Source organism: Streptacidiphilus sp. PB12-B1b (genome assembly GCF_014084125.1).
In the GTDB taxonomy this organism is placed as follows: Bacteria; Actinomycetota; Actinomycetes; order Streptomycetales; family Streptomycetaceae; genus Streptacidiphilus.
Window position 1 is genome coordinate 771752 of record NZ_CP048405.1, and the last position, 16011, is coordinate 787762.

Below are 16011 nucleotides of genomic sequence, written 5' to 3' on the forward strand. Positions count from 1 at the left end.
ATGCCGAGCGACGCCAAGGAGGCACCGCCGTGGAGCTGAGCGACACGCCCGCCGAGGCGGCGTTCCGGCGCGGGCTGCGCGCGTGGCTCGGCAAGACCCTGCCGGAGCTGCCGCCGCCGCCCGACCCGGCCGACTGGCCCGCCCGCCGCGCCTACGACACCGGCTGGCAGCGCAGGCTGTACGACGCCGGATACGCCGGGGTGCACTGGCCCGCCGAGGCGGGCGGCCGGGGGGCGGGCCCGGTCGAGCACCTGATCTTCCTGGAGGAGACCGAGCGCGCCGGAGCCCCCTACGTCGGCGCCAACTTCGTCGGCCTGCTGCACGCCGGGCCGACCCTCGCCGCCGAGGGCACCCCCGAGCAGCGCCGCCGCCACCTGCCGCCGATCCTGCGCGGCGAGGAGGTCTGGTGCCAGGGCTTCAGCGAGCCCGGCGCCGGCTCCGACCTGGCCGCGCTGCGCACCCGGGCGGTCCGCGACGGCGACGCCTACGTGGTCAGCGGCAGCAAGATCTGGACCTCCCACGCCGAGGCCGCCGACTGGTGCGAGCTGCTGGTCCGCACCGACCCGGACGCCCCCCGGCACCGGGGCATCAGCTGGCTGGTGCTGCCCATGGACGCGCCCGGGGTGACCGTCCGCCCGCTGCGCACCCTGGCCGGGACGACCGAGTTCGCCGAACTCTTCCTGGACGAGGTGCGCGTCCCGGTCGGCAACCGCGTCGGCGCCGAGAACGACGGCTGGCGGGTGACCATGGTGACGCTGTCGTTCGAGCGCGGCACGGCGTTCGCGGGCGAGGTGGTGGCCGGCCGCCGGGCGCTGGCCCGGCTGGCGCGGCTGGCCGATGCCGAGGGCGCCTGGCAGGACGCCGGGCTGCGCCGCCGGATCGGCGCGCTGGCGGGGGAGTTCACCGCGCTGTGGCGGCTGGTGCAGTGGAACGTCTCGCAGGCGGCGGCGGCCGGGCCGGGCAGCGTGCCCGGAGCCGGGGCCTCGGTGTTCAAACTGCGCTTCTCCGAGGCCCGGCAGCAGCTGTACGACCTCGCGGCGGAGGTGCTCGGCCCGGCCGCGCTGCTCCTGCCCGATGCCGGGGCCGGAGCCGGTGCCGACGGCGATTGGGTTCCGCAGCGGCTCCAGGGCCTGGCGTACACCATCGCCGCAGGCACCTCGCAGATCCAGCGGACCATCGTGGCGCAGCGGGTGCTCGGCCTGCCGAAGCCTCGGACGACGGTCGGGGGCGGCTGATGGACTTCCGGCTGACGCAGGACCAGCGCGATCTGCGCGCGGGCATCGCCGCGCTGCTGGCGGGCCGCTTCGACCGGGCCCGGCTGCGCGCGGCCGTGGACGCCGGCGGGGCCTTCGACCCGGCGCTGTGGGCCGAGCTGCGCGCGGCGGGCGTGTTCTCGCTGCGGGTGCCGGAGGCGGCCGGGGGTTGGGCCTGGGGCTGGCCGAGGCGGTGCTGGTCTTCGAGGAGTTGGGCCGCGCGCTGCTGCCCGGCCCGCTGGTCGCCGCCGAACTCGCCTCGGCCGTGGGAGCGTCAGCCCCGGGAGGCTCGGCCGTGGGAGCGTCGGCCGCGCCCGGGCCGGTGGCGGCGCTGGTGCGGCTGCCGCACGGGCGCGGGCCGCTGCTGGTCGCGCAGGCGTCCGCGCTGGAGCTGCTGCTGGTGCTGGACGCGGACGCCGGTGAGCTGCGCGCGGTCGATCCGGCCGGGCTGTCCGGCCTGCTGCGGCCGGTGCGCTCGGTCGATCCGCTGACCCCGCTGTGGGAGCTCACCGGCTCGCCGCCGCACGGGGTTCCGGTGCCGGGCGCGGACGCCGGGCGGGTCTGGGCCGAGGGCACGCTGCTGACGGCCGCGTTCCAGCTGGGCCTGGCCGGGCGGGCGCTGGACTCGGCGGTGGCGTACGCCCGGCAGCGCGAGCAGTTCGGGCAGCCGATCGGGGCGTTCCAGGCCGTGCAGCACCTCTGCGCGCAGCTGCCGGCCCGGTTGGAGCCGGCCCGGGCCGCCGTCCGCGCCGCCGCCGTCCTCCTGGACGCGGGCGGGCGCGCGGGCGGGCCGCCGGACGGCCCCGGGTCGGACGACGCCCTGGCCGAGGCCGCCGGGGCGAAGCTGCTGGCGGACGAGGCGGCGGTGTGCGGCGCGCGCGACTGCCTCCAGGTGCACGGCGGCATGGGCTTCACCTGGGAGGCCGATGTGCACCTGCTGCTGAAGCGGGCCTGGGTGGGGCAGCAGGGCTTCGCCGGTCCGGTGGAGTGCGCCGAGGCCCTGGCCGGGCGGCTGCTGGCGGGGGGTCTGGTGTGAAGGGGCTGTGGACACTTGTAGGAAGGGTGGTTTTGCCGGGACGTCAGCAGGTTGCCGCTGATCCGCGAACGGTTCGGTTACGCTCCACGAGTGCGGACGGATCGGAAGCCGGATCACCGGCAGCGGGGACGCTGGCGTCCTCCCGCGCGGGCTGTCACCCCGCGCGCCATGACGCCCGCCCGCCCCTGCCGGGGACCGTGACGACGGCATGGTGGAGGCCCTCGGGGGCAGTATGCACCCCCGGACCGCCTCCTCGGTGGAATATGCCCGAAGCGCTTGCCTTGGTTGGCGTGGGCGAATCATCCTGGGTCAGTTCCGTGGAGAAGCGGCGTCGGCGCTGTCGGTGTCCTCGTCGGCCCCACGCCCTCTCCCGGGCACAACTGATCCCGCAAGTACGGGTGGTGTGAGCGGTGCAGGTGCTTCAGGTGCAGATTGCCGTACAGGCCGATCCGGCCGAGGTCGGGCGGGCCCGCAGATGGACGCGGTTGCGCCTGCAGGGGTGCGGGGTGGACCTCGATGCGCCGCTCGCCGAGACCCTGGTGCTGGTGGTCTCCGAACTGGTGACCAACGCGGTGGTGCACACCGGCTCACCGGCCGTGCTGCGGCTGGTCTTCCCGGTCGGCGCGGACGCCGACCGGCGCCCGGTGCGGGTCGAGGTCGCCGACGCCAGCGACCAGCCGCCGCAGCGCCGGAGCACGGCCAGCGAGGCGACCAGCGGGCGCGGCCTGGAGATGGTGGACTGCCTGACCGACCGCTGGGGCTGGTACCCGGACGGCGCGGGCAAGCGCGTGTGGTGCGAGATCGAGCCCGGCCAGGCCGGTGCCCCCGCCGGTGCCCCCGGTGACGCCGCCGCGCTTGACCTGCACCGGCTGCTAGTGGGCTGAGCCCCCGACCGTCGCAGCCGCCGCCTCCGCGTGAATGGCGCGGAACAGGCCGATTGCGCGCATCACTCGGGAAATTGGCGTCAATGTCCCTATCGTGACGATTTCCCGTGTCCGTCGCCGCATACCACGGCGCCGGTATTCCCGGCCACAATTCGGTCTCGCCGAGAAAACGCCCTGATAACCCCAAGCGGTCCCGGTCGGCCCCGGATCGCGCCCCGGCGGCGGCCCGGCGGGGTTGCTGCGGCGTGCCGGACGGGTGGGGCGGGTGTGACCGGGCGAGCGCCGGGCCCGGCCGCCGCTCGCCCCGGGCAGCCGCCGCCGACGTCCTTCGTTGACGCAGCAACCCCCCGTTGACCTGCGGCGACGTTGGGTGTCCGGGCCCGGCGCCGATCTCCGCCGCCGGGCTGCGGCGGGCTGCGGCCGCCGCCGTGAGCCGGTCCCGGGCCGCCCGCGCCGGGCATTCGGCGGCCCCCGTGAACAGTTCGCACCCAGGGGTGAATTCCGGTCAGCGGATCGTCCGCGAGCCGACCGAAAGCGCACGCAACCAATCCGAATCACGGATCAGCCATTGACGTGGCGTGTCCGGCTGATCACTCTTGGAGCCGTCGGCCTGTTGCGAGGGGACGTTGAGGGCGCGTACGGCCGTCGGTCGTGGGAGCGTGTCCTTGGCGAGGGCAGGTCGATCCGGCGCGAAACAGGGTGGAGCCCCGGGGGGTTCGCGGCGTCGAGGCCGGGTGGCGGGGTTCCGAGCAGTGCGTGCAGCGCTGTGCGGTGTCCCGCTACCCGGTCTTTCTGTCAGGGCGGGCGGCCCTACTTGACCGCCACCGGGACGACCGGTGCCCCCACGCCCCCGGTGAACGGCTCCGGCGGCGCGGAGAGCAGGAAGGCGTAGCGCCCGTCCTCGGCGCAGTCCGCCGCCAGCGCCTCCAGGTTCCAGTTCTGGCCCTGCATCATGCCCATCTCCACCAGGTCCAGCGCGTGCACCGGCAGGAACAGGCCGTCGATCTCGGGCGGGAAGACCTCGAAGGTGAGCGTGTCGTCGGCGACGGCGGCCACGTCCCGGGCGTGGAACCAGGCCGGGGTGTGCAGCGACAGCCCGGGGGAGGGGAAGGCGTACGCCTCCCGGTCGCCGCCGAGGTAGAGCTGGATCTGGCCGGTGCGCACCAGCACGATGTCCCCGGCCCGCACCCGGGTCCGCGCCAGCTCCTGCGCGGCGTCCAGGTCGTCCGGGGTGACCACGTGGCCGGGCGGCAGTCGTCCGACGCCGCGCGCCCGGGCGACGTCCAGCAGCACGCCGCGCCCGAGCACCGGCCCGGGCTTCTCGATGCCGCTGCGCAGGGCGCCCTCGTGCGCGGTGAGGGCGGCGTCGGCCGGGCGGTTGTTGTAGATCCGGTTGCCGTGGCTGACGTGGCCGAGGCCATCCCAGTGGGTGGCCGCCTGGAGCCCCATGGTCACCGTGTCGTCGCTGGTGGCGACAGCGCCCGGGCCGAACATCTCCCAGTTCAGCGCGGTCATGGTGTGCAGCGGGTTGGTCCGGCCGGGGATCAGGCCGCTCTGCACGCCCTGCTGCTGCAAGGGCAGCGCCAGCGAGAGGCGGCGGCCGCTGCGGACGGTGGCCGCCGCCTCCCGGACGCCTTCCGGGGTGATCAGGTTGAGCGTGCCGATCTCGTCGTCGTCGCCCCAGCGGCCCCAGTTGTTGACCTGCTCGGCGATCTCCCGGAATGCCTCGAAGTCTGCGGGTGCCGGCACGGCGCCCTCCCGGATCTCGGTCCTGCCCGACAAATCTGACGATGCCTCAGGTCTGGTGCCCCTCCCGACCGCCCTCCTAGAATCTAACGGTCCGTCAGATAGTTGGGGAGGGGTACGGCGTGGGCGAGTTCCTGCAGGGCAAGGTGATCGCGGTGACCGGCGCGGGCCGGGGCATCGGCCGCGCGGTCGCCCTCGGCTGCGCCGCCGAGGGCGCCCGCGTGGTCGTCAACGACTACGGCGTCTCCGCCGACGGCACGGATCCGAGCAGCGAGGTCGCCGCCGCCGTGGTCAAGGAGATCGAGGCGCTCGGCGGGGCCGCCGTCGCCGTCGCCGACGACGTCTCCACCATGGCCGGCGGCGCGCGCGTCGTCCGCACCGCCGTCGACACCTGGGGACGCCTGGACGCGGCCGTCTGCGTCGCCGGGATCCTGCGCGAACGGATGCTGTTCAACATGTCCGAGCAGGAGTGGGACGGCGTGGTCGACACCCACCTCAAGGGCACCTTCACCGTCTTCCGCGCCGCCGCCGCACTGATGCGCGCCCAGGGCAGCGGCACCCTCGTCGGCTTCACCAGCGGCAACCACACCGGCAGCGTCAGCCAGGCCAACTACAGCGCGGCCAAGGGCGGCGTCATCTCGCTGGTCCGCAGCGCCGCCCTCGGCCTGCACAAGTACGGCGTCACCGCCAACGGCGTCGCGCCGGTCGCCCGCACCCGGATGTCCGCCGGGGTGCCCATGGAGCTGACCGAGATCGGCGAGCCCGAGGACGTCGCCGCCCTCGTCGTCTACCTGCTCTCGGACCGGGCCGCCGGGATCACCGGGCAGGTCTACACCGTCGCCGGGCCCAAGATCGCCGTCTGGGCCCAGCCGCGCGAGCTGCGCGCCATGTACGCCGAGGGCGGGGCCTGGACGCCCGAGCGCATCGCCGAGGCCCTGCCCGGCGCGATCGGCAGCGATCCCATGCCGATGCTCGCCCAGCTCGACGCGATGGCGAAGGCCGCCGCCGCGAAGCAGCGTCCGAACGCCTGACGGGCGCGCGGACCGCAGGAAGGGACCGGCCCGGAGATGGACTTCTCCTTCAGCACCGACGACGAGGCGTTCCGCGCGCGGGCCCGGCAGTGGCTGGCGGAGCGGCTCGAGGCCCCCGGCGCGCCCTTCGCCGACCTGCGCCCCACCACCGGCGGCGAGCCGCCCGGCCATCGGCGCCGGCTGGAGTGGGAGCGGGAGCTGGGCGCGGGCGGCTGGATCGGCCTCGGCTGGGCCGAGGGCACGCTCACCCGGCAGGTCGTCTGGGCCGAGGAGTACGCCCGGGCCCAGGCCCCGGCCTCGCTCGGCGTCGTCGGCGAGCACCTGCTCGCGCCCACCCTGCTGCGCCACGGCAGCCCAGCCCAGCAGCAGCGCTTCCTGCCCGGGATCGCCAGCGGCGAGGAGATCTGGTGCCAGGGCTACAGCGAGCCCGGCGCCGGCTCCGACCTGGCCTCGGTCCGCACCACCGCCGCGCCGGACGGCGACGGCTGGCGCGTCGACGGCCAGAAGACCTGGACCTCGCTCTCCCAGTGGGCCCACCGCTGCTTCGTGCTGGCCCGCACCGAGCCCGGCTCGCACCGGCACCACGGCCTGAGCCTGCTGCTGCTGCCCATGGACCAGCCGGGCCGGGTCGAGGTGCGCCCGATCCGGCAGTTGGACGGCCACTGCGACTTCAGCGAGGTCTTCTTCGACGGTGCCCGCGCCGACCACGTGGTCGGCCGCCCCGGCGACGGCTGGCGGGTGGCGATGACCCTGCTCTCCTTCGAGCGCGGCGCGGGCATGCTCGGCCGCCAGATCGGCTTCGCCCGCGAGCTCGACACCGTGCTCGCCGAGGCGGCCCGCACCGGCGCGGCCGACGACCCGGTCGTCCGCGAGCGGCTCACCCGGCAGTGGGCCGAGCTGCACACCATGCGCTGCAACGCGCTGCGGACCCTGGGCACGGCCGAGCCGGGCTCGGCGGCCGTGGCCAAGCTGCTCTGGGGCGGCTGGCACCAGCGCCTGGGCGAGCTGGCCGTCCGCGTCCTCGGGCCGGAGGGCGCCACCGTGCCCGGCCACCTGCACTCCGATGTCTATGCGGTGACGGAGGCTCAGCAGCGGATGCTGTTCTCCCGCGCGGACACCGTCTACGGCGGCAGCGACCAGATCCAGCGCAACCTGATCGCCGAGCGCGTCCTCGGCCTGCCCCGCGAACCGCGCCCGGCCCGGCCGCAGCGCCCCTGAACCCGCCTTCGCCACAGCTCATGTGAGGGACAGTCATGGCAAGCACAGCCCACCGGCTCTACATCGACGGCGCCTGGCGCGAGGGCGGCGACGGCAGCTACGCCGTGGTCGACCCCGCCACCGAACAGGTCGTCGGCCACGCCCCCGAGGCGTCCGCCGCCGACGTCGCGGACGCCGTCGCCGCCGCCCGCCGGGCCCAGGACGGCTGGTCCCGCACCAGCCCGGCCGAGCGCGCCGCCGTGCTGGACCGGATCGCCGACGCGGTGCTGGCGCACGCCGAGGAGTGGGTGCCGCTGCTCCAGGCCGAGACCGGGGCGACGATCCGGGTGGCGTCGTCCATGCAGCTGCCGGTGGTCGCGGAGCGCTTCCGCCGCTACGCCCGGGGCGCGCTGGAGCCGGTGCTGGCCCCGCTCGCGCCGCAGCCGGTGCCGCCCTCGGCGCTCGCCCCGGCGGGCTGACCAGCGCCGTCACCGCGCGCCGACCGGTGGGCGTGGTCGGCTGCGTCACCTCCTACAACTTCCCGATCGTGAACCTCGCCGGCAAGCTCGCGCCCGCGCTGGCCATGGGCAACACCGTGGTCGCCAAGCCGGCCCCGCAGGACCCGCTGACCTGCCTGCGGCTCGGCGAGGTCTTCGAGGAGGCCGGTGCGCCCCCCGGCATCCTCAACATCGTCACCGGCTCCGGCGCGGCGCCGGGCGCGGCCCTGGTCGCCTCCCCGGACGTCGACATGATCAGCTTCACCGGCTCGACCGCCGTCGGCCGCCGCATCGCCGCCGACGGCGGCGCGACCATGAAGCGCCTGCTGCTGGAGCTGGGCGGCAAGGGCGCGGGCATCGTCCTCGCGGACGCCGACGCGGACGCCGCCGTCGCCGCCATCGGCTCCACCTGGGCGTTCCACTCCGGGCAGATCTGCACCGCGCCCACCCGCGCCCTGGTCCACCGCTCCCGCTACGACGAGGTCGTCGCCGGGCTGGCCCGCTTCGCCTCGGCGCTGCCGGTCGGCGACCCGCGGCTGCCCGGCACCGTCGTCGGCCCGGTGATCAGCGCCGTCCACCGGGACCGGGTCGAGGCGTACATCGCCGGGGCGCTCGCCGACGGCGCGCGCCTGGTCACCGGCGGCACCCGCAAGGAGCACGCGCCGGACGCGCCGGCCCTGCCCGACACCGGCTTCTACGTCGCTCCGACCCTGCTCGCCGACGCCACCCCGCAGATGGCCGTCGCCCGCGAGGAGGTCTTCGGCCCGGTCGTCGTCGTGCTGCCCTTCGACGACGAGGAGGAGGCGGTGGCGCTGGCCAACTCCACCGACTACGGCCTGTACGACTACGTCTTCTCCCGCGACACCGCCCGCGCCTACGCCCTCGCCGGGCGGCTGCGCAGCGGCAGCGTCGGCATCAACACCGCCCAGCGCCACGGCGAGGCCCCCTTCGGCGGCTTCAAGCAGAGCGGCGTCAACCGCGACTGCGGCTCCCATGCGCTGCACGCCTACAGCGAACTCCAGTCCCTGGTCTGGCAGTCCTAACTGACGTAGCGTCACATCGCGCCGACAACTGAGGAGTCACCATGAAAGGCGTCATCTTCGACGGCAAGTCGGCTCAGGTGGTGGACGATCTCGCGGTCCGCGCCCCCGAGCCGGGTGAGGTGCTGGTGCGGATCGCCGCCGCCGGGCTGTGCCACAGCGACCTCTCGGTGATCGACGGCACCATCCCCTTCCCGGTGCCGGTCGTGCTCGGCCACGAGGGCGCGGGCACGGTCGAGGCCGTCGGCCCCGGCGTCACCCATGTCGTCCCCGGGGACCACGTGGCGCTGTCCACCATCGCCAACTGCGGCACCTGCGCCGAGTGCGGGCGCGGGCGGCCGACCATGTGCCGCAAGGCCATCGGCTACCCCGGCAAGCCCTTCACCCGCGCCTCGGAGCCGCGCACCCCGATCCACAACTTCGCCTCCGCCTCGGTCTTCGCCGAACGCACCGTGGTCAAGGCCGTGCAGGCGGTGCGGATCGATCCGGAGATCCCGTTCACCTCGGCCGCGCTCATCGGGTGCAGCGTGGTCACCGGGGTCGGCGCGGCGCTGAACCGGGCCCGGATCCGGATGGGCGACAGCGTCGCCGTCATCGGCTGCGGCGGCATCGGCCTCAACGTGATCCAGGGCGCGCGGATCGCCGGGGCGTCCAGGATCATCGCCGTGGACGCGGTCGCCGCCAAGGAGCCGCTGGCACGGACCTTCGGCGCCACCGACTTCGTGGACGCCCGCGCGGCGGCCTCCACCGTCGACGCCGTCCGCGCGCTGCTGCCGCACGGCGTGGACCACGCCTTCGAGTGCGTCGGCCACACCGGCCTGATCCGCCAGGCCGTCGACCTGCTCGACCGGCACGGACAGGCCGTGCTGCTCGGCATGGTCCCGGTCACCGCCGAGGCGTCGTTCCGCCCGGCCGAACTCTTCCTGGACAAGTCCATCCTGGGCTGCCGCTACGGCTCCTCCCGCCCGCAGGACGACATCGCCCGCTATGCCGGGCTCTACCGCTCCGGGCAGCTGCTGCTGGACGAACTCGTCACCGCTGTGTATCCGGTGGACGACTTCGAGCGCGCCGCCGACGACACCCACCACGCCCGGGTGGCCCGCGCCGTCCTCACCTTCTGACCGCGCTGCCGCTGCTGCTCCGGCCGGCGGCCTGGAGGTACTCGGCGTACCGCTCGCCGAGCAGCTGCCGCATGTCGTCGCGGGCGGCGGACAGCAGCCGCAGCGGTAGCTGCGGGTTGCGGTCCCGGCCCTCGGCCTGAGCGGCCAGATCCAGGAAGTACGCCAACACCTCGCCGACGCGCGGCTGTTCGGTGCGGCTGCTCAGGTACGGCATGGGATAGGTCGCGTTCAGCGGCATCCTGGCTGCGTCGTCCCGTCCCGAGGGCCACCCCTCGACCAGCGTCACCGCCCATCCGTCCGGGTAGTGCCGGTGCTCGGCGAGGTAGATCGTGATGCGGTCCCGGTCGGCCAGCTGCTGGAGCCTGTCTGAGTGAGGCGACATTTGTCCATACTTGCAATGTCCGCGTCAAAAGTCGAGCCCGCTCCAGGGAGCCTCAGGCCGGGCCCGTCGCCGCCTGACGGGTTGCCCTGTAAGGGAGTTGGGACATGCTGGAGGTCGACCTGCCGAGGGCGACCGAATGGACGTCATCGAGGCGGGTGGCCCCGGCCGGGCGTCACCCGAGCCGGGTCGGTGGACGGGCGGGCCCTGGGGACGCGAAGGCCCCCAGGGGGCGCCGCTCAGGCCGTGGGAAACTCGCCGGCCTTCACCGCCGCCACGAACGCGCGGAACGCGTCCGTTGAGACCGACAGGATGGGGCTCGCGTCGCCGAGGGTCGTGTCCACGATGGGGACTATGCCCTGTGGCAGGTGTGTACGGGACACCCCGACGCAGTTTCCCTCTGCGTCAGCAGAGTAGGAGGACTTGAAGATTTTCAGATCGCTGTACCTGATCGGGCTTCGCATGTTGATCATTTCTCTCAGGATGTCACGGATCAGCTTCCGCGACTCGGATACAGACAGCGCACAGCCCGCCGTCTGCTGATAGATGTGGGCGTGGTCTAGGACTTCCGAGGGAGCATCGACGAAGAAAGCTGCGCTGAGCGCCTCGGAGTAGAACCACTGCTCGCCGTCGGCAAGGTTCAGGAGCGCCATAAGAGTGCCCGGGGGAACTGCGGGTCGGGGAAAGAGTGGCACAACTTGGATCACGACATTGGGCAGTTGGGACATTCTGAGCAGATGGGTGAGCTGTTCCACCATGGTCTGAAGCCCGCCCACTTGGCGCCGCAGTACGCCCTCGTCCATGAGCACGGACAACCTTAGGGCGCTGGGCCCGTAGAGCCGTCTCTGTCGGTTCAGGCGGATCTCGATGAGCTCCTCGATGCGCTTGGCGGCGTGGCCGCGTCTGGTGAACAGAGCGCGCATGTGTGCTTCGGTCTGGAGCAGTCCCGATACGTTGTAGGGATCCCACTCACGAAGGGTGACTGCCTCGGACTCAAGCAGCAGGTAGCGATCAAACCAGTCGGGCCTTCTGCCCAGTGCCCGGACTCGCCAGTCGATCCGTGCGTAGAGCGTCGCAAGGGTGCCGCCGGTGTGCAATTCCTGGTCGCATGCTGTCACGAATGCGAGCGATGGTTTGCGTCGATCCGCCTCAACATGGGTGACGTATGACCTGTCGAACTGGATGCGCTCCGCCAGCGCATCTGCGGTGAGGGATGTGGACTCGCGGATGGTTCGCAGAAGCAGGCCGAACACTGCGCCTGGCGTCTCCACCAGGTCGGATTGTTCACTGCGGCGAGCCATCGGCCACTCCTTCGCTGGGTGCGAACTGACGTTCAAAGCGATAGGGACAGAGTTGTCTGTCCCACAGCGGCTCTTTCCCGAGCGCCTGGGCATCGCAATCCTAGGATGACGCACCGTCAATGCCAGCGGTGCTGAAGATGTCAGAGAAAGGCACGGCAGGATGACGGATGCTGTAAGGGGAAATGTGCGGCCCCCTCGGGGAGCGCTGGTGCTGGACGCGGGGTCCGGCCGGGTGGGGCGGGTGATGGACTTCCGCTGCGGGAAGGTGCAACTGCGGCCGCCGGGGGGCGGGTTGGAGTGGTGCGCCAGGCTCGGGGACCTGCGGATTGCGGACTCGCGGGAAGAACTGTCCAACCGCGTTGGCGAGTTGAATGCCGCGAGTCGGACGGGGCTGCTGTGAGGCGCAGTCGGGCCACCGACGAGTTCCAGCACTTTCCGCCTCCGCCGCCGCAGCCCGTGCCCGGGTGCGCGGAGTGCGCGGACTTCACGGCCGCAGAGAACTCCGCCCTGGACGTCTTCGACCACTCCGCAGCCACGGACGCCCGCGTCCGCCTGCGCCGGCATCTGGAGGGGGTGCACGCATGAACGCCTACCGTGTCGTCCCGGACCCTTCCCGCCCCTCGGCGTACGAGGGGGTCTGTATGAGCGAGCGCGACCCGGGCGATCCGGACGGTCCGAGGTGCGCGCAGGTCTCCGGGGAACTGCGCAGCTCCGAGGCGGTGGACCGGTGGATCGCCGCGCACGCGTCGGAGACCGCGCATGTCCGCTACCACCGCTCGGCGCGCGGGCCGGTCCGCGTGGAGTGGCGGCCGGGGCGGGACGATCCGCCTGCCTGAGGCCGGAGTTCGGCGTGCATCGGGCGGATGCACGCCGAACCCCCACTCAGCGCGACCCCCTGCTGCCGTATGGGCGAATGCCCGGTGTGGCACCACCGCGATCCCGCATGCGGCGTGCGGCGGAGCCCTAGCGTCGGCGAGGTCACTGCCGTACCCCTAGGGAAGGATCCCACGCCATGCGGAAGACGTTCGGCGTCATCGCCGTCACCGCCCTGGTCGCCGCTGCCGGAACCGCCGCCACGGCCGGCACCAGCCAGGCCGCGACCCGGGCCTACGGTGCCACGCACATCGTGACCGCGACGATGACCACCAACCGCACGGACTTCGCCAAGGCGACCGCGCACTGCCCGAGCGGGGAGCAGGTCGTCACCGGCGGCGTCTCCACCAACACCACGGCCGGGGTGTTCGTGATGGCGTCCAGCCCGACCCCGGACGGCACCGGCTGGTACGGCTCGACGCAGAACAGCTACGGCAACAGCAAGTCGTACACCCTGACCGTGACTGCGGTCTGCGCCGCGCCCTCCTACTGAGCCGCAGACCGCAGACCGCGGACGGGACCGCGGACAGCGGACAGAGCCGGGGCGGCGGGTGCAGTCGCCGCCCCGGAGACCGCCCGCCGACGGGCGACACGCGGGCCGGACACCTGACAAGCGGGTGATCACGGTCCGCTTTTCTGCGTTGACATGACACTTATGAGCGGAAGATACTGCCACCCAAGCATCGGGATTAAACGATTGCGACGTAATTCTGCGCGGGTTTTTTCGCTGGGGGGATCTTCATTTCCGGAATGTGCCAGTCATTGATGGCAATGGCACGACGTCATTCGCGCGGGCGTTCCGGACCGGCGAAGGAGATCGATTGGCCGCATTGACGCGGGGGAATGTGCTCGTACCGAGGGAGGCGCCCGAGTGCGCCCTGCGGGACCGGCCGTGGGCGGTGCTGCCGGCGGGCTTCGCCGCCGTCGCGGCGGCCGAGAACACCCGGCTCGGGCCCGAGATCGTACGCGAGATACGCCGCCGGATACCCGAGTACGCCCGACCCCTGGACGGCCGGTTCGGCGCCGGAATCCAGCGCGGCGCGGCCCGCGCGCTGGCCCAGTTCGCGGAACTGATCGCGGACGACCGGGCCGCGCCCGAGGATGCGCTGCGGGTCTACCGCTCGCTGGGGCGCGGCGAGTGGCGCGAGGGCCGCAGCCTCGATGCGTTGCAGGCCGCCTACCGGCTCGGCGCGCGCATCGCCTGGCGGCGCTACGCCCAGGCGGCCAGGCAGGCGGGCATGCCACCCGCCGCGATGACGCTGCTGGCCGACGCCATCTTCGTGCACGTGGACGAGATGGCCGCGGCCTCCGTCGAGGGCTATGCCCAGGCCCGCGCCCGCGACGGCGCCGCCCGGGTGGACCCGGTCGCGGACCTGCTGCGGAACCGGGAGCGCCTGGTCCGGGTGCTGGCTGCGGGCGGCACCGAGCAGCGGCTGAACGAGGCCGCCAACGCCGGGCGCTGGGCCGTGCCGGAACGTATCGCCGGCGTCGCGCTGCTGCCCGGCGGCTCCCACCCGGAGACGCCCGGCCCGGCCGGTTCCGCCGCCGCGCGGCTGCTGCGGGCGCTGCCCTCCGCCGTGGCCGCCCTCGACGGCCCCGAGCCCTGCCTGTTCCTGGCCGACCCGGACGCCCTCGGCCGCGCCGACCGGCTGGCCCGGGCGCTGGCCGGGCGCACCGTGGTCGTCGGCCCGGCCGTCCCGGTCGGGCGGGCCGCGCAGTCGCTGCGCTGGGCCCGCACCGTGGCCGCCCGGCTGCCCGCCGACGCCGAGCCCGGAGTGGTGCACTGCGACCGGCAGTTGGCGTCGGTGCTGCTGCTCGCCGACGAGGATCTGGTCCGGCTGCTGGCCGAGCGCCGGCTGGGGCCCCTCGACGGCATGCCGCCCAAGCGTCGGCAACGGCTGGAGGAGACGCTGCTGGCCTGGCTGGAGACCTGCCGGGGCAGCGCGCCCGAGGTCGCCCAGCGGCTGGGGCTGCACCCGCAGACGGTCCGTCAGCGGATGCGGCAGATCGACGCGCTGTTCGGCGCGGCCCTGGTCGAGCCGGACGCCCGGTTCGAGATCGAGGTGGCGCTGCGCGGCCGGCTGCTGCTCGCCGGACGCACCGGCTGAGACAGAGGGGGCCAAAGGCAGAGGGCCCGTCGTCCGTACTGCGACGCGGGCCCTCTTGGGGCGGTGCTGGACGAGCCACCGGAGACTCAGGCGACCTGATCGGAAGGGATCAGGGGCGGTTCATCAGTGTTGGGATTCAGATCGCGGTGACGTTCTCCGCCTGGGGGCCCTTCGGGCCCTGCGTGACGTCGAACTCCACCGGCTGGTTCTCCTCCAGCGAGCGGAAGCCGTTCGCGTTGATGGCGGAGTAGTGGACGAAGACGTCGGGGCCGCCGCCGTCCTGGGCGATGAAGCCGAAGCCCTTTTCGGCGTTGAACCACTTGACGGTTCCGGTCGCCATAACCGTTCTCCTTGCGAGGGACGTAATGGACGCCACACCTCGTGACGCCCGGTCCGCTGCGCTGATCGCCCCGCCTTCAGGTACTTCGTGTGACAAAGCTCTGAAAACTACACAAGCCCGCGGTCACATGCTCCGCAGGCTTGAGTACTGCATGGGAAATCAAACTGCAACTGCGGAAACCCTAGCACGAGGGTTCCCGCCCGGCCAGGGATGATCCAGAGCCTGGACCGGGCCCGCACGGGGCTACTGTGCTGGATGTGGACATTCCTGCCGAGCTCGACCCCGCACCGCACGACGGCCCGGACCAAGGGCCCCACCGAGGCGACGACCGTGGACCCCGGCGACCCCGGGTCGGCCACATCCAGTTCCTCAACTGCCTGCCCATCTACTGGGGCCTGGCCCGCACCGGCGCGCTGCTGGACCTGGACCTCACCAAGGACACCCCCGAGCGGCTCAGCGACGCCCTGGTCGACGGCCGCCTCGACATCTCGCCGATCACCTGCGTCGAGTACCTGCGCAACGCCGACCAGCTGGTCGTCATGCCGGACATCGCCGTCGGCAGCGACGGCCCGGTGCTGTCCTGCGTGATCGTCAGCCAGGTCCCGCTGGAGCAGCTCGACGGCCGCCGGGTCGCCCTCGGCTCCACCAGCCGCACCTCGGTGCGGCTGGCCCAGCTGCTCCTCGCCGAGCAGTACGGCGTGCAGCCGGACTACTACACCTGCCCGCCCGACCTGTCGCTGATGATGCAGGAGGCCGAGGCGGCCGTCCTGATCGGCGACGCCGCGCTGCGCGCCTCGCTGCACGAGGCCCCCCGGCTCGGGCTGGCCGTGCACGACCTCGGCGACATGTGGAAGCAGTGGACCGGCCTGCCCTTCGTCTTCGCGGTCTGGGCCGCCCGCCGGGACTTCCTGGAGCGCGAGCCCGAGGCCGTGCACGAGGTGCACCGGGCCTTCCTGGAGTCGCGGGACCTCTCCATGGAGGAGGTCGACAAGGTCGCCGAGCAGGCCGCCCGCTGGGAGTCCTTCGACGCCGAGCTGCTGCGCCGTTACTACGCGGAGGCGCTGGACTTCTCCTTCGGCGAGCGCCAGCTGGCTGGGGTGCGCGAGTTCGCCGCGCGCATCGGCGCGAGCACCGAGCACGTCCGGCTGCTGGAGCCCCCGGCGCTGGTCGCCGACCTCCTCGGCTGACACCTCCGGCGGCGGGCA

The 16011-nt window shown here is 73.3% G+C and carries 14 protein-coding genes and 2 pseudogenes; 12 read left to right on the forward strand and 4 right to left on the reverse strand.

What is annotated here, in order from left to right; translation table 11 throughout:
- Positions 1 to 29: 29 nt before the first annotated feature.
- The 3 genes and pseudogenes from GXW83_RS03615 (at position 30) to GXW83_RS03625 (ending at position 3173) form a co-directional block, all read left to right on the forward strand.
- Positions 30 to 1235: an acyl-CoA dehydrogenase family protein gene (locus tag GXW83_RS03615; RefSeq protein ID WP_182441458.1), complete on the forward strand. Its 1206-nt coding sequence runs from the start codon at positions 30 to 32 to the stop codon at positions 1233 to 1235.
- Positions 1235 to 2289 (forward strand): annotated as a pseudogene (locus tag GXW83_RS03620) (acyl-CoA dehydrogenase family protein). Before GXW83_RS03615 ends, GXW83_RS03620 begins: the two are co-directional and overlap by 1 nt.
- Before the next feature lie 410 nt (positions 2290 to 2699).
- On the forward strand, positions 2700 to 3173 hold the full coding sequence (locus GXW83_RS03625; RefSeq protein WP_182441459.1) for an ATP-binding protein: 474 nt from the start codon (positions 2700 to 2702) through the stop codon (positions 3171 to 3173).
- 810 nt (positions 3174 to 3983) lie between these two features.
- Here GXW83_RS03625 and GXW83_RS03630 read toward each other — a convergent pair.
- On the reverse strand, positions 3984 to 4922 hold the full coding sequence (locus tag GXW83_RS03630; protein WP_182441460.1) for a cyclase family protein: 939 nt from the start codon (positions 4920 to 4922) through the stop codon (positions 3984 to 3986).
- Positions 4923 to 5041: 119 nt separating this feature from the next.
- Here GXW83_RS03630 and GXW83_RS03635 point away from each other — a divergent pair, with 119 nt between their 5' ends.
- The 4 genes and pseudogenes from GXW83_RS03635 to GXW83_RS03650 all read left to right on the forward strand — a co-directional run bounded on the left by GXW83_RS03635 (position 5042) and on the right by GXW83_RS03650 (position 9805).
- Positions 5042 to 5950: an SDR family oxidoreductase gene (locus tag GXW83_RS03635; RefSeq protein ID WP_182441461.1), complete on the forward strand. Its 909-nt coding sequence runs from the start codon at positions 5042 to 5044 to the stop codon at positions 5948 to 5950.
- 36 nt (positions 5951 to 5986) lie between these two features.
- Positions 5987 to 7168, forward strand: a complete 1182-nt coding sequence (locus tag GXW83_RS03640; protein WP_182441462.1) for an acyl-CoA dehydrogenase family protein — start codon at positions 5987 to 5989, stop codon at positions 7166 to 7168.
- A 35-nt stretch (positions 7169 to 7203) separates the two neighbouring features.
- Positions 7204 to 8687, forward strand: a pseudogene (locus GXW83_RS03645) (aldehyde dehydrogenase family protein).
- 41 nt (positions 8688 to 8728) lie between these two features.
- Entirely contained in the window at positions 8729 to 9805 is a 1077-nt protein-coding gene (locus GXW83_RS03650) for a Zn-dependent alcohol dehydrogenase (protein WP_182441463.1), read from the forward strand.
- Here GXW83_RS03650 and GXW83_RS03655 read toward each other — a convergent pair.
- Together GXW83_RS03655 and GXW83_RS03660 are read right to left on the reverse strand one after the other, a co-directional pair.
- Positions 9795 to 10187, reverse strand: coding sequence for a hypothetical protein (locus tag GXW83_RS03655; RefSeq protein ID WP_182441464.1), 393 nt, complete (start codon positions 10185 to 10187; stop codon positions 9795 to 9797). The two genes, GXW83_RS03650 and GXW83_RS03655, sit on opposite strands and share 11 nt — an antisense overlap.
- 236 nt (positions 10188 to 10423) lie before the next feature.
- On the reverse strand, positions 10424 to 11485 hold the full coding sequence (locus tag GXW83_RS03660; protein ID WP_182441465.1) for a Scr1 family TA system antitoxin-like transcriptional regulator: 1062 nt from the start codon (positions 11483 to 11485) through the stop codon (positions 10424 to 10426).
- A 396-nt stretch (positions 11486 to 11881) separates the two neighbouring features.
- Between GXW83_RS03660 and GXW83_RS03665 the strand changes: the two genes are divergently transcribed.
- From GXW83_RS03665 to GXW83_RS35025, 4 genes are all read left to right on the forward strand, one after another.
- Entirely contained in the window at positions 11882 to 12070 is a 189-nt protein-coding gene (locus tag GXW83_RS03665) for a hypothetical protein (protein ID WP_182441466.1), read from the forward strand.
- Positions 12071 to 12126: 56 nt separating this feature from the next.
- Entirely contained in the window at positions 12127 to 12321 is a 195-nt protein-coding gene (locus tag GXW83_RS03670) for a hypothetical protein (protein WP_182441467.1), read from the forward strand.
- Positions 12322 to 12497: 176 nt separating this feature from the next.
- The gene (locus GXW83_RS03675; RefSeq protein WP_182441468.1) at positions 12498 to 12851 is read left to right on the forward strand and encodes a hypothetical protein; all 354 of its coding nucleotides are present in this window, start codon (positions 12498 to 12500) and stop codon (positions 12849 to 12851) included.
- Positions 12852 to 13203: 352 nt separating this feature from the next.
- Complete coding sequence (locus GXW83_RS35025) at positions 13204 to 14466, forward strand: helix-turn-helix domain-containing protein (RefSeq protein ID WP_182441469.1); 1263 nt, start codon at positions 13204 to 13206, stop codon at positions 14464 to 14466.
- 136 nt (positions 14467 to 14602) lie between these two features.
- Here the strand turns inward: GXW83_RS35025 and GXW83_RS03685 are convergent, their stop codons facing one another.
- Positions 14603 to 14806 (reverse strand): cold-shock protein, encoded by a 204-nt coding sequence (locus tag GXW83_RS03685; RefSeq protein WP_182441470.1) that lies wholly within the window; start codon positions 14804 to 14806, stop codon positions 14603 to 14605.
- Between the two features lie 263 nt (positions 14807 to 15069).
- Here GXW83_RS03685 and GXW83_RS03690 point away from each other — a divergent pair, with 263 nt between their 5' ends.
- A complete protein-coding gene (locus GXW83_RS03690) occupies positions 15070 to 15993 on the forward strand; it encodes a menaquinone biosynthesis protein (RefSeq protein ID WP_182447057.1) in 924 nt (307 codons plus the stop codon).
- Positions 15994 to 16011: the final 18 nt, after the last annotated feature.

What these genes read in the sequence shown, in the direction of transcription:
- GXW83_RS03640 (WP_182441462.1), top strand. Translation starts at nt 5,987, where the DNA reads ATGGACTTCTCCTTCAGCACCGACGACGAGGCGTTCCGCGCGCGGGCC.
- GXW83_RS03650 (WP_182441463.1), top strand. Translation starts at nt 8,729, where the DNA reads ATGAAAGGCGTCATCTTCGACGGCAAGTCGGCTCAGGTGGTGGACGAT.
- GXW83_RS03655 (WP_182441464.1), bottom strand. Translation starts at nt 10,187, where the DNA reads ATGTCGCCTCACTCAGACAGGCTCCAGCAGCTGGCCGACCGGGACCGC.
- GXW83_RS03660 (WP_182441465.1), bottom strand. Translation starts at nt 11,485, where the DNA reads ATGGCTCGCCGCAGTGAACAATCCGACCTGGTGGAGACGCCAGGCGCA.
- GXW83_RS03670 (WP_182441467.1), top strand. Translation starts at nt 12,127, where the DNA reads ATGAGCGAGCGCGACCCGGGCGATCCGGACGGTCCGAGGTGCGCGCAG.
- GXW83_RS03675 (WP_182441468.1), top strand. Translation starts at nt 12,498, where the DNA reads ATGCGGAAGACGTTCGGCGTCATCGCCGTCACCGCCCTGGTCGCCGCT.
- GXW83_RS03685 (WP_182441470.1), bottom strand. Translation starts at nt 14,806, where the DNA reads ATGGCGACCGGAACCGTCAAGTGGTTCAACGCCGAAAAGGGCTTCGGC.